Origin of the sequence: Ensifer sesbaniae, from assembly GCF_013283665.1 — a bacterium.
Classification (GTDB): Bacteria; Pseudomonadota; Alphaproteobacteria; order Rhizobiales; family Rhizobiaceae; genus Ensifer; species Ensifer sesbaniae.
The window spans coordinates 2946119-2958753 of the sequence record NZ_JABEKU010000001.1 but is presented as its reverse complement, the minus strand read 5'-3'; the positions used below and the strand labels follow the sequence as shown (position 1 = coordinate 2958753).

Sequence of the window (12635 nt, the reverse complement as noted above, 5' to 3'; positions counted from 1 at the left end):
AGGCGGATTTCCCTAAGCAGAAATGAAGTCCAGGCCGTATCGCGACAAGGCGCGTGGCGTATCCGTGGTGGTGAGGTAGGTCTGGCCGAGGGTCATGGCGGTGCCGCTGTCGGAATCCATGATGATCATGTGCACGAACAGCGACATGTTCGGCTCGATCTCCTGCGGGTTGCCGACATGGAACATCTGGTGCTCCATCCAGGAGGGCGAGAAGCGGGCGCCGAGCGAATAGCCGCAGGCATTCAGCCGGTGGCGGGCAAGGCCGCGCTCGTCCATGATCTTGGCATGCATGTCGAAGACGGTGCCGAACGTGTTACCGGGACGAAGCACCATCTCGATCGCCTGGATGGTTTCGCGGCAGGCGCTGTAGAGTTCGCGGTGACGGTTGGTCGGCTCGCCGATGACGACGGTGCGCATCATCGCGGCATGATAGTGGGCGCTGACGCCGGCCCATTCGAGCGTGAGCTGGTCCTGGCTGTCGAGCACGCGACGCCCGGACTTGTAGCGGCAGAGCAGCGCGTCGGCGCCGGAGCCGATGATGAACTCGTTGGCCGGATAGTCACCGCCGCCCGCGAGGATCTTGCCCTGCATCGCCGCGAGGATGTCCGCCTCGTTGCCGCCGGCACGGATCAGCGGCAGCGCGGCATCGAGCGCATCATCGGCGAGGCTTGCCGCCTTCTCGACATAGGCGATCTCGGCGTCGCTCTTGATGAGGCGCAGACGGCTGACGAGGAGCGAGGCGTCGATCAGTTCGCCGAAGGTCTGGAGCTGGCGGTCGAGCAGGCGGGCGACGCGGCCGGTCATGCCGTGCGTGTCATATTCGACGCCGATGCGGCAGCCGAGCAGGTCGAGCTCACTCAAAAGGTTCTTGAGGTCCAGGGTCGGATCGGCATTTGCCCGGTCCACCCAGATCTCGATGCGCTCGATGTTGGAGGTGTGGCGTGCCTGGCGCAGGTCGGCCGAACGCGTCAGCAGGACCATCGAGCCGTCCTTCTTCACGACCAGCGTCTGGAAGAAGCAGTAGCCGAAGGTATCGTAGCCCGTCAGCCAGTACATGCTCTCCTGGGCGAAGAGCAGCATCGCATCGAGCTTCTCCTCGCGCATCTTCTCCGTCAGCCGCTCGAGACGGCTTGCATATTCTTCCTGGGCAAAATGAAGCGCCATGTCAGGTCCCCCGTATGCAAATGGCGGAAATCTGTCGGCCGTAGTCCGGCTCCTGCCTGTGGGTCGTCCGACGGTAGGAGAAAAAACGCTCCTCGTCGGCATAGGTGCAAATATCGAGATTTTCGGCGGTAACGCCCGCTTCGGTCAACCGGCGGATCGTGAGGCCTGGCAGATCGAACATTGCGTGGCCGTCGCGGTCGGACGGCCTGAAATAGGATGCGTAGCTCTCGTTCGACGAGACGAAGCGCTCGACGAATTCGGCGCCGACCTCGTAGTTGCGGCGGCTGATCGACGGGCCGAGGCAGGCGACGATGCGATCGCGCCGGGCGCCGAGCGTCACCATCGCGTCGATCGTGCTTTCGAGCACGCCGCCGAGCGCACCTTTCCAGCCGGCATGGGCCGCGCCGATGACATTGGCTTCAGCATCGGCAAAAAGAATGGGGCCGCAATCGGCGGTCAGAACGCCGAGCACGATGCCCGGTGTCGCCGTCACCAGCGCGTCGGCGTCGGGCCGCGCGCCGTCATAGCTTCCGTCAATGATGACGGCGTCTGGAGAATGGACCTGGTGCACGGTCGCCAGCCGCTCCAGCGGCGCGCCGAACCAGCGGGCGACGCGGCTGCGGTTCTCGTTGACGTGAGCTCTTTCGTCCTTCGAGCCGAGACCGACATTCAGGCCGCGATAAAGCCCTTCGGAAACGCCGCCCTGGCGGGTGAAATAACCGTGGGCGATTGCCGGCCCGACCTTCTCGCTAAACAGCGAGCTTTGCACGGGAGAAAGCGCGGCGTCATGCTGCATCGGTATATGTGCCTTTGCTTTATGAATAAATTCAATGGGTTTGGGGGCGCGCTCCGGCCCGGCGACTGGCGGCTGATTTGCCGGCGCGATGTTGACCCGCGATGGCTGGGCTGTCAATTCCCGAACGACGGGGGATGCCGACGGCCTACGATCTTGAAGTGCGGTTGGGGCCCAGCCACGGCGCGATACGCGTTGACGAGAGCGCCTTCCCAATGCCCGCGCCGGCGCGAGGCAAAGCGGACAACCAGGAAGTTTGGATATGGCTCCTGCCTGCAGGTTTTCGAGCGATGGCGCCTGCAATCTTTGCGTGGGACCCGTTATGGGAGTATTGTCTAATATAACGGAATAGCTGAGCTTCCGGGAGGAGAAGATGAAACGAAGAACCCAGATCGAGGGTCGAACGTCGCGTCGCAAGTTCCTGGGTGGAGCCGCAATGGCCGGGGTTGCAATGGTCGCCGCGCCGAAGGTTGTCAGGGCGCAGGGGCCGATCAGCATGCGTTGGCAAAGCACCTGGCCCTCCAAGGACATCTTTCACGAATTTGCGCTCGATTTCGCCAAGAAGGTCAATGATATGACCGGTGGCGACTTGAAGATAGAGGTGCTGCCCGCCGGCGCCGTGGTGCCGGCCTTCGGGCTGCTCGACGCCGTATCGCAAGGAACGCTCGACGGCGGCCACGGTGTCGTGGTCTACCATTACGGCAAGCAGGCGGCGTTGGCGCTATGGGGTTCCGGGCCGGGCTTCGCGATGGATGCCAACATGCTGCTCGCCTGGCACAAATACGGTGGCGGCAAAGAACTGCTGGCAAAGCTCTATGAATCGATTGGTGCCAACGTCGTCTCGTTGCTCTACGGGCCGATGCCGACGCAGCCGCTCGGCTGGTTCAAGAAGCCGGTCGCAAAGCCTGAGGATCTCCAGGGCCTGAAGTTCCGTACCGTGGGCATCTCGATCGACGTCTTTACCGGGCTCGGCGCGGCGGTCAATGCGCTGCCGGGCGGCGAAATCGTTGCGGCACTCGACCGCGGCCTGATCGACGCGGCCGAGTTCAACAACGCCTCGTCTGACCGGGTGCTCGGTTTCCCGGATGTATCCAAGATCTGCATGTTGCAGAGCTACCACCAGAATGCCGAGCAGTTCGAAGTTCTGTTCAACAAGCAGAGATACGATGGTTTGCCTGAGCAGATGAAGGCGGTTATCACCAACGCCGTCGAGGCGGCGTCCGCGGACATGTCCTGGAAGGCGATCGATCGCTATTCCAGGGACTATTTGGAGATGCAGACGGTCGACAAGGTCAAGTTCTACAAGACCCCGGAGGCTATTCTCAAGAAGCAGATGGAGGTCTACGACGAGGTGGTGAAGAAGAAGGCAGCGGAAAACCCGCTGTTCAAGGAGATCCTCGAATCTCAGATCGCCTTTGCTGAGCGGGCCACGCGCTGGGAACAGGACACCGTCGTTGGCCGGCGGCTGGCATTCGATCACTACTTCGGACAGGAGGGCGTGGCGAAAGATCTCTGAGGCACGGTCGCTTCGCGTCAATCAGTCGGGATTTCCGGCGGATGACGCCAGATCCCAATTCGCATTTCGGAGACAGTCGAAGGATCACGTTATTCGATAAATCAACGCGTTACAGCGAAGTCTGTGCGTTCTGAGGCGCGCCGTTGTAACGTCCCTCTTGCAGCGGGGGCATGCGTGAACGTTCAGCATTTTCTGCTCAGGGTCGATGCGATCAGCGTGTGGATCGGCAAAGCTGCAGCCTGGCTGATTATCGGGCTGATGACGCTGGTCTGCGTCGAGGTCGTCAAACGCTACGTCCTGAACATGCCGACGGCCTGGATATTCGACGCCAGCAACATGTTCTACGGCACTCTGTTCATGCTCGCCGGAGCATACGCCCTGGCGCAGAATGCCCATGTGCGCGGCGACTTCCTCTACAGTTCCATGCGGCCGCGCACGCAGGCCGCCCTTGATCTGGTCCTCTACATCCTCTTCTTCCTGCCCGGCGTCACCGCGCTCGTTTACGCCGGCTACGATTACGCAGCGCTTTCCTGGCGGATCGGCGAGCATTCCACCGTGACGGCCGAGGGGCCGCCGATCTATTATTTCAAGACCGTCATTCCGGTTGCAGGCGGTCTCGTCCTGCTTCAGGGACTGGCCGAGATCATGCGCTGCATCGTTTGCCTGCGGACCGGCGAATGGCCGAGCCGGCTTAGGGATGTGGAGGAGCTCGACGTCGTTGCCGAGCAACTCGAGCACAGCGAGCACGTGGACACGGAAACGCGCGAGGCGGCGATCGAACGTGCGCAGGAGATCGATAGGGCGGCGCGGCAACGGGGCTTGGGGGGAGGGAGCGAAACGTGAGCGATCCACTCCTCGGACTGACGATGCTGATGCTCATCGTGGTGGTCATCATGATGGGGTTTCCCACGGCGTTTACGCTCATGGGGCTCGGCATGCTCTTCGGCTTCTACGCCTTCTACAATCCGGCCGAGCACTGGATCGACAATCGCGTCTTCGACCTGATGGTGCAGCGCACCTATGGGGCGATGACCAATGACGTTCTGATCTCGATCCCGTTGTTCGTGCTCATGGGCTATGTGATGGAGCGCGGGGCACTGGTCGACAAGATGTTTTACAGCATCCAGCTCGCGTTCAAGCGGGTGCCGGCGTCGCTCGCGGTCGCTACTCTCATCGTCTGCACCTTCTGGGGTATCGCCAGCGGTCTTGTCGGTGCAGTCGTCGTGCTGATGGGGGTGATTGCGTTCAATCCGATGTTGCGCGCCGGCTACGACGTAAAGCTCGCCTCCGGCGTGATCACCGCAGGCGGCACACTCGGCATTCTCATCCCGCCCTCGGTGATGATCATCGTTTATGCGGCAGTTGCCGGACAATCCGTGGTGAAACTCTATGCCGCTGCCATGTTCCCCGGCTTTTTCCTCGCGCTGCTCTACCTCGCCTATATTCTCGGCTGGGCGCTCATCAGCCCGAAGATCGCTCCGCCGCTGCCCGCGGAACAGAACAAGGTGCCGGTCAGGGCATGGATGCGCGGCCTGCAGGCGGCGTATTCGCACAACATGCTGGCGGGGCTTTCCCGCGCTTTGGTCTCGCCGACAAGGGCGCTCGCGCTCGAAACCGAGGAGGGATCCCTCAGCTACTGGGCGCTCGTCAAGAATTTCGGCGCTGCCCTGGTACCGCTCACACTGACGGCTCTCTCCATGGCGCTCGTGTGGTGGTATGTCGTCATCCATCCGCAGGCATCGGCGGAAGAGGCGGCGCCGGAGGGTCTGGAACAGCTCGGCGCGCCGGCGGCGGATGCCGGGCCGGCCTTGATCAACGGGCCGACGACTGCCTTCTACGTGTCCTTCTGGCTGATTGCCGCAAGCGCTGCGGTCGTGCTCATCCGCTACTACCGCAACATGGACGCGGAACGGCTGCAGGTGGTGAAGCTCTTGATCTCTTCCGTCATGCCGCTCGGCATCCTCACCATCGTCGTGCTCGGCGTCATCCTGTTCGGGATCACCACGGCGACCGAATCTGCGGCCGTCGGTGCTGCGGGGGCTTTCCTGCTCGCCTTCCAGGCCCGCACGCTCAACTGGAAGCGCACCAAGGAGGCGGTGTTCCTGACGGCGAAGACCACGGCCATGGTGTGCTGGCTCTTCGTGGGCTCGGCCTTGTTTTCCGCCGTCTTCGCCATACTTGGCGGCCAGGCGCTGATCGAGCAATGGGTGCTGTCGCTCGATCTGACGCCGGTGCAGTTCATGGTGCTTTCGCAGGCGATCATCTTCCTGCTCGGCTGGCCACTCGAATGGACCGAGATCATCATCATCTTCGTGCCGATTTTTCTGCCGCTGCTCAAGCACTTCGACATCGATCCGGTGCTCTGGGGCGTTCTCGTCTTCGTCAACCTGCAGGCGGCATTCCTGTCGCCCCCGGTCGCAATGTCCGCCTTCTACCTGAAGGGGGTCTCGCCACCGCATGTGACGATCAACCAGATCTTCGCCGGCATGATGCCCTACATGCTGATCGTCGTGCTCTGCATGGTCATCATGTATCTCTGGCCCGGGATAACCCTCTGGCTGCCCAACTATCTCTACGGCAGCTGACGAGTCGACCGTTCATCGGACTGCTGCGTCAGGCCTTCGGTTTGCGGAAGGGTGACAGGGGCACCGGCGGGCTGCTGACGGCGAGAACCTTGAAGAGTTCGCCCATCTTGCCGGCACCGGCGCCGGCGAGCCTTTCCACGTCCTGGCGGATGCTCTCTTGCGTCGCAGCGTCCTTGTCGCGGCCAAGTGCCGCGGCACGATCGAGAAGACCGAGCCCCACGAGGAAATCGCCCTGGTGCGCAAGGCCGTTGATCTGCACGTCGTCGGTCTTGGCGCGGCGGGCCAGCTGCTCGAAATCGACATGGCTGGTGAGATCGGCCCGCCCCGGATTGGCGAGTGGCGGATCATACTCGTGATTGCGAACGGCCTGCAGCGTATCGCCATAGCCGGTGGCGAGATGGCCGTAATCGATGATCACGGCGGTGCCGCCGCTGATCTTCAGCCGCTCGCAAAGGGCGGACATGACGGCGTCGCGGGCAGGGGCGATCTCGAAGATCGTGCCTTCGGCGACCCCTTGTGCCGGCGTCGGCAGGAGGCTCGGATCGATGCCAGCGACGCCGGCGGCAAAGGTCAGTTCGTCGTTGGCGTCGAGGCCGACCATGCGCTCGCGGAACCCTTGTGCGGTGCGCACGAATTGCCGGATCGGGATGGCATCGAACAGCTCGTTGGCGGCGAGCAGCAGGAAGCCTTCGGGCAAAGTCTCGAAGCTTGCGTGCCATTCGACCTTGTTGCGGTGGGCGGCAAGGGTTTCGGACTGGATCTTGCGCAGGCGCTCGCTGGTTTCGACGAGATGCACGCCGGCCGATGCATAGAGCTCCGGTGCGATGCGACGCACGACGCGCAGCATGTCGGCCATCATCGTGCCGCGGCCGGGGCCGATCTCGGCGATGACGGCACCTTCGGGCTTGCCGTGCTGCTGCCAGGCGTGGACGAGGAAGATGCCGATCATCTCGCCGAAGAGCTGGCTGATTTCCGGCGCCGTGGTGAAATCGCCCTCCCTGCCGAAAGGCTCGTGCACCCGGTAATAGCCGTGCTCCGGATCCGCCAGGCAAAGCGAGAAATAATCGGTGACGCTGATCGGCCCGTGAGCCTTGATCAGCGCCTTGATCTTGTCCGCGAGTGGTGTCGTCATGCGTTCGCCCAGTTGACGGGTGCGGCAGGAAAGCCGCACGCACCGTTCCTCCTCTTTCCGCGCTTAGGCTGCGGCCGCGCGGCGCGCCCGGGCGATCGCCCAGATGCCGGCGAGTGCCATCGGCAGCGACAGCACCATGCCCATCGTCAGCCAGCCGCCGACAAGATAGCCGATCTGGGCGTCCGGTTCGCGGAAGAATTCGACGAAAATGCGGCTCGAGGCGTAGCCAAGCACGAAGATGCCGGTGACAAGGCCCGGCGATTTCAACGCCTGGCGGCGGTAGACGAACCAGGCGAGCACGCAGAGCAGCATGAGGCCTTCGAGCGCCGCTTCGTAAAGCTGGCTCGGGTGGCGGGCAAAGGGCCCGCCGGTCGGAAAGACGATTGCCCAGGGCATCGACGACAGCCGGCCCCAGAGCTCGCCGTTGATGAAGTTGGCAATGCGACCGAAGAACAGGCCGATCGGGACGACGGCAGCGACGATATCGAACAGGCTCCAGAGACCGATGCCGTTGCGCCGCGCGAAGATGATCATGGCGAGCGTGGTGCCGAGGAAACCGCCATGGAACGACATGCCGCCGTTCCAGATTTCGATGGCGCGGATCGGATTGCCGAGCACGGAGCCGAGATCGTAGAAGAGGATGTAGCCGATGCGGCCGCCGAGAACGATGCCGCCGGCGGCCCAGAGCAGGAAGTCGTCGAGTTGCTGCAGCGTGATGGCGGGGGTCTCGTTGCGCCAGAGCGCAGTATTCATCGCGAGGCGGCGCGCATAGAACCAGCCGATCAGGATGCCCGCGACATAGGCGAGCCCGTACCAATGGACGGCGAGAGGCCCGATCTGGAAGATGACGGGGTCGATTTCGGGGAAGGGCAGGATGGCGAGGCGGGCCGCTAAAGTTTCCAAGATATGCTCTCGTATCTATTTTCTCGGGCAGGGGCCGATTGTTTGGCGGAACATGGCGAGCGATTTCCGCCGGGTCAAGGCGCCTGTGCGCGCGCCTTGGACACGGCGGCGTGATGGCATGTGATTTTCCTTGCATCCGCTCGCCGCTGACCCTACCTGAAATGCATGACCGCATCGCAATGCGAGGCGATGGCTGAAATGGAGATCGCGACGATGAGCACAGGCGCCAACCGCATTCTGGATGACTTTGCCAAGATAATGACCGATGCCGCAGGTGCCGCCCAGGGCGTGCGCCGCGAAGTCGAGACCGCCTTCCGCGCACAGGCCGAACGGGCGCTGAACTCGCTCGACGTGGTCAAGCGCGAGGAGTTCGAGATGGTCAAGGAAATGGCGATCAAGGCGCGCGAGGAAAACGATGCGCTGCTCGCCCGCATCGAGGCTTTGGAAGCGCGTCTCGCCGAGACCGGCAAGTAACGCGATTCCGCCGAAATAACGGTATTTCAGCGTTTTTACTTCGCCCGCGAACTGGTTTCGCGGGCGTTTTGCTGTCGTTTGTCCTGGATCGTCTGAAACGCCGTTGAGGCTGGTTAATAAAACCTGAAAAGTTTTCCACCTGTGGACACTGCCAAAAAACCCTTATGGCAGAGTCGGTTAAGCTCTCGCGCTTCATCCAAATGACAACGTGGACGCGATTCATCCCGGCTATTTTTCGGCCCGGGGGCTGGCAGCCAGACTCCGCCATTATACACTGATTTTAAATGATGATTCGAAACGAACCACGCAAGCTCCGGGCAGGGTAAGTCAGCCAGGATGGATGTGAGTTCAGCAATCATAGTGTGTTTGTAATCGGTGTCGGGTTTGCAGCGTTGCGTCTTGTGAGCGTGATGATGCACGTCTGCGCCACACCTATACAGGGTGATGCATGAGCCTTTTGGAAATGGAAGTCGAGCGCCAATCCAACCCGGTCGATATGATCGAGTTCGTGGCTGCAAACAACGACTGGTCGTTCGAGCGATCCGGCGAAGACGAAATCGCCATGACGGTCGAAGGCAAGTGGGCGGACTACCACGTTTCCTTCTCCTGGATGGAGGAATTCGAGGCTCTGCATCTCGCCTGCGCCTTCGACATCAAGGTTCCGGAAAGCCGGGTCAACGAAGTCATCCGCCTGCTCTCCCATATCAACGGACAGGTGCTGATGGGCCACTTCGACCTGTGGCGTCAGGAGGAAGTGGTGATCTTCCGCCAGTCGCTGCTGCTTGCCGGCGGCGCCGAGCCCACCAACCAGCAGGTCGAAGTTCTGCTTTCGAGCGCACTCGACGCTTGCGAATCCTATTATCAGGCGTTTCAATTCGTCGTCTGGTCCGGCATGGACGCGCAGCGCGCCGTCGATGCGGTCCTGTTCGAAACGGTTGGAGAAGCCTGATCATGACGAATGCCGCTTCCGGTCCCATCGTCCTCGTCGGCGCCGGCAATATGGGCGGCGCCATGCTTTCCGGCTGGCTGAAGAGTGGCGTCAAAGGCGCCGACGTGCTTGTCGTCGATCCCGGCCCGCCGCCGGCCATGGCCAAGCTCATCGCCGACAATGGCATAACACATGCGACGTCGGCGCCATCCGGCGTCCAGGCGGGCGTGATCTTCCTGGCGGTCAAGCCGCAGGTGATGGAAACCGTGCTGCCGCCGCTGAAGCCGCTCGTCGGGCCGGATACGGTCATCGTCTCGGTCGCGGCCGGCAAGACGCTCGCCTTCATCGAAACACACCTCGCCGCTGCCGCCACGGTTCGCGCCATGCCGAACACGCCGGCGATGATCGGCCGCGGCGTTACCGGCGCATTTGCCAATGCGCGCGTCAGCGAAGCGCAGCGCGCCCAGGTTCACGATCTCTTGAAGGTGAGCGGTCCCGTCGAGTGGGTCAGGACCGAAGCCGAGATCGACGCGGTGACGGCCGTTTCAGGCAGCGGCCCGGCCTATGTCTTCTACCTCGTCGAGTGCATGGCGGAGGCGGGCCGCAAGGCCGGCCTCGAGGCGGACCTCGCCATGCGGCTTGCGCGGGAAACCGTCGCGGGCGCTGGCGAGCTCCTGCACCAGTCCCCCGACGAAGCGGCACGGCTGCGCCAGAACGTGACCTCGCCCGGCGGCACGACGGCGGCGGCACTCTCCGTGCTGATGGCCGCCGATGGCATGCAGCCGCTTTTCGACAAGGCGATCGCGGCTGCGCGCAAACGGGCCGAGGAATTGGCAGGCTGAGCGAGCGAAGCCGCCGCGTCTTGACGGCACCGGTGTCGTGATTTCCGCTAAGGCGTGCACGTGCGGGACGCGCTTGCGCAAGCACCACGCTCCCGGTGTGTCTGCCGCTCGAACAGGATCCTCCAGATCGCGCCGATTGCCCGGCGGCACGCGTCGCCGATCGCGGCGCTGCGCTGACGTCGCGCCCACGCATGAAGCTGGTAGCTCGTCGGTACATCGTTCCGCTGCTTGCCCATTTCCTTCACCCTTCAGCGTCTCGTCTGCGTTCAGGTTCCAAGTTACAGCCTATCGCTGGACGCGATAATCCATGATAAATTCCCTTTAGCTGTGACGAAATGGAATAGATACAATGGATCGGCAGGAAGCCATGGCGGTGTTTCTCGCCGTCGTCGAGGAGGGCGATTTCTCGGCGGCTGCGCGCCGGCTGCACATGACGCCGTCGGCGGTCAGCAAGATCATCGGCCGGCTCGAGGCGCGCCTCGGCGTGCGCCTGCTGCAGCGATCGACGCGCAGCATCAGCCTGACGAGCGAAGGCAGTGCCTATGCGGAGTCGGCCCGTCGCATCCTCGGCGACATCGAAGATGCGGAGTTCGCGATCCAGCCGGGTGCCGAGCCGCGCGGCCGTCTGCGGGTCAGCCTGCCGAGTGCCTTTGGCCATCGCCTGATCGTGCCGATGCTGCCTGATTTCATCGAGCGGTACCCCGAGATCGATCTCGAGCTCGATTTCAGCGATGCGATCGTCGATCTCATGAACGGCGATGCCGATGTCGCAATACGGGTTGCGGCGCAAAGCGACAGTACATTGGTGACCCGGCGCCTGGCATCCAACCGCCGTGTCATCTGCGCGGCGCCGGGTTATCTCGAGAGGCATGGCGTTCCCAAAACCCCCGACGAGTTGCAACGGCACGTCTGCCTTGCCATTACCGCCCACGGTCGCCTCAATGTCTGGGAGTTCCACGATGGCAGCAGTCGGCATGCGATCCGTGTTCGTGGTTCTGTCGAGGCCAACAGCACGGAAGCGCTGAGGCGGCTTGCGCTCGCGGGCATCGGGATCGTGCGGCTCTCGGAAATTCTCGTCGGCGATGACATCAGGGCGGGCTTGCTGGTGCCGCTTCTGACCGATTGCAACCACGCCGAGGCGGAACCGATCACCGTGGTCTATCCGCACCGGCGCTTCCTGCCGCCGCGGGTGCGCGTCTTTGTCGATTTCCTGGCCGAGCAGTTCTCGCGCCGCCCTTGGCAAGAGGCAAGATTTCACGGGGGATCCGCCGAAATCGGCCTGCTTCCGGAATCTCCCCCGATACTTTAAGCCCGACGGAACAGAACTTTTCACAAAGGAATTGTTATGGCTGAAACCATTGAATTTGCTGATTTCGAACGCGTCGATATTCGTGTGGGCACGATCGTCGAGGCCGAGCCGTTTCCGGAAGCACGCAAGCCGGCCTTCAAGCTGAAGATCGATTTCGGGCCGGAGATCGGCATAAAAAGATCATCGGCCCAAATCACGGTGCATTATCGTCCGGAAGAACTCGTCGGGCGGCAGGTGCTGGGCGTGGTCAATTTTCCGCCGCGCCAGATCGGTCCCGTGCGCTCCGAAGTGCTGACGCTGGGCTTTGAAGACGAAGCCGGCGCGATCGTGCTGGCTGCCGCCGAACGGCCGATCCCCAACGGCAAAAAACTGATGTGATCCCCATGAACATCGCATTCGAAGCTATTCCGGAGCGCGTCAAGGTTTCTTGCCTCTGGCGCGCAGCCGATGCCGCGCGCGATTGGCGCGCGAGCCACGTGCTTTCGCTGCTCGATCCGGAGCTGCCGGATGCCAATGTGCCTGTCATCGCCGATGCGAGCCACCGGGTCGTGCGCATGCGCGACCAGGAAAACCCGACCGTCACCCGCCATTTTCCGGATCTGGTGCTGGAAGTATTCGAGGCGATGCGCGCCGCCGCCGAGGATGCGTCGAGCCGCATTCTTGTGCATTGCCACGCCGGCGTCAGCCGTTCCACGGCCTTCGCCTATGGGCTGATTGCCCATCAACTCGGCGCGGGTCGCGAGGATGAAGCCTTCCGGGCGCTGCTGACGATCACCCGCAAACCCTGGCCGAACCGACGGATCATCGAGATCCTCGACGAAGCCCTCGGCCGCGAGGGCCGGCTTCTGGCGCCGCTCGATGTCATGCGCGCCCGCCACCCGCGCCGCATCGACGCCTGGCGCCGCTTCAACGAACGCCGCGGCCTGACGTCGATCTACAAGCGGTAGTTCTCACGCGTCTGACAGCAGCGCGGCGGCATAGCGTTTGGG

The 12635-nt window shown here is 62.8% G+C and carries 13 protein-coding genes; 9 read left to right on the top strand and 4 right to left on the bottom strand.

Annotated elements, in window-relative coordinates:
• Positions 1 to 12: 12 nt before the first annotated feature.
• Both BHMPCIPO_RS14420 and pgeF read right to left on the bottom strand, forming a co-directional pair.
• Positions 13 to 1164 (bottom strand): M24 family metallopeptidase, encoded by a 1152-nt coding sequence (locus BHMPCIPO_RS14420; protein WP_173517385.1) that lies wholly within the window; start codon positions 1162 to 1164, stop codon positions 13 to 15.
• A 1-nt stretch (position 1165) separates the two neighbouring features.
• Positions 1166 to 1960 carry a peptidoglycan editing factor PgeF gene (pgeF, locus tag BHMPCIPO_RS14415; RefSeq protein WP_173517384.1) on the bottom strand — a complete coding sequence of 265 codons (795 nt, stop codon included), beginning with the start codon at positions 1958 to 1960 and terminating at the stop codon, positions 1166 to 1168.
• A gap of 370 nt (positions 1961 to 2330) precedes the next feature.
• Here pgeF and BHMPCIPO_RS14410 point away from each other — a divergent pair, with 370 nt between their 5' ends.
• From BHMPCIPO_RS14410 to BHMPCIPO_RS14400, 3 genes are all read left to right on the top strand, one after another.
• Positions 2331 to 3473 (top strand): TRAP transporter substrate-binding protein, encoded by a 1143-nt coding sequence (locus tag BHMPCIPO_RS14410; RefSeq protein WP_173517383.1) that lies wholly within the window; start codon positions 2331 to 2333, stop codon positions 3471 to 3473.
• A gap of 174 nt (positions 3474 to 3647) precedes the next feature.
• Entirely contained in the window at positions 3648 to 4316 is a 669-nt protein-coding gene (locus BHMPCIPO_RS14405) for a TRAP transporter small permease subunit (protein ID WP_173517382.1), read from the top strand.
• Positions 4313 to 6058 (top strand): TRAP transporter large permease, encoded by a 1746-nt coding sequence (locus BHMPCIPO_RS14400; RefSeq protein ID WP_173517381.1) that lies wholly within the window; start codon positions 4313 to 4315, stop codon positions 6056 to 6058. Before BHMPCIPO_RS14405 ends, BHMPCIPO_RS14400 begins: the two co-directional genes overlap by 4 nt.
• 28 nt (positions 6059 to 6086) lie before the next feature.
• On the opposite strand, the gene BHMPCIPO_RS14395 is transcribed toward BHMPCIPO_RS14400, so the two are convergent.
• Together BHMPCIPO_RS14395 and lgt are read right to left on the bottom strand one after the other, a co-directional pair.
• On the bottom strand, positions 6087 to 7190 hold the full coding sequence (locus BHMPCIPO_RS14395) for a class I SAM-dependent methyltransferase (protein WP_173517380.1): 1104 nt from the start codon (positions 7188 to 7190) through the stop codon (positions 6087 to 6089).
• A gap of 63 nt (positions 7191 to 7253) precedes the next feature.
• Entirely contained in the window at positions 7254 to 8093 is an 840-nt protein-coding gene (gene lgt, locus BHMPCIPO_RS14390) for a prolipoprotein diacylglyceryl transferase (RefSeq protein ID WP_173517379.1), read from the bottom strand.
• A gap of 213 nt (positions 8094 to 8306) precedes the next feature.
• On the opposite strand from lgt, the gene BHMPCIPO_RS14385 reads away from it, so the two are divergent.
• From BHMPCIPO_RS14385 to BHMPCIPO_RS14360, 6 genes are all read left to right on the top strand, one after another.
• Positions 8307 to 8567: an accessory factor UbiK family protein gene (locus BHMPCIPO_RS14385; RefSeq protein ID WP_173518179.1), complete on the top strand. Its 261-nt coding sequence runs from the start codon at positions 8307 to 8309 to the stop codon at positions 8565 to 8567.
• Positions 8568 to 9015: 448 nt separating this feature from the next.
• The gene (locus tag BHMPCIPO_RS14380) at positions 9016 to 9516 is read left to right on the top strand and encodes a type III secretion system chaperone family protein (RefSeq protein WP_043618087.1); all 501 of its coding nucleotides are present in this window, start codon (positions 9016 to 9018) and stop codon (positions 9514 to 9516) included.
• A gap of 2 nt (positions 9517 to 9518) precedes the next feature.
• A complete protein-coding gene (gene proC, locus BHMPCIPO_RS14375; protein WP_173517378.1) occupies positions 9519 to 10337 on the top strand; it encodes a pyrroline-5-carboxylate reductase in 819 nt (272 codons plus the stop codon).
• Between the two features lie 349 nt (positions 10338 to 10686).
• Complete coding sequence (locus BHMPCIPO_RS14370; RefSeq protein WP_173517377.1) at positions 10687 to 11646, top strand: LysR family transcriptional regulator; 960 nt, start codon at positions 10687 to 10689, stop codon at positions 11644 to 11646.
• Between the two features lie 36 nt (positions 11647 to 11682).
• The gene (locus BHMPCIPO_RS14365; protein ID WP_173517376.1) at positions 11683 to 12024 is read left to right on the top strand and encodes a tRNA-binding protein; all 342 of its coding nucleotides are present in this window, start codon (positions 11683 to 11685) and stop codon (positions 12022 to 12024) included.
• Positions 12025 to 12029: 5 nt separating this feature from the next.
• Complete coding sequence (locus tag BHMPCIPO_RS14360) at positions 12030 to 12593, top strand: protein-tyrosine phosphatase family protein (protein ID WP_173517375.1); 564 nt, start codon at positions 12030 to 12032, stop codon at positions 12591 to 12593.
• Positions 12594 to 12635 lie beyond the last annotated feature (42 nt).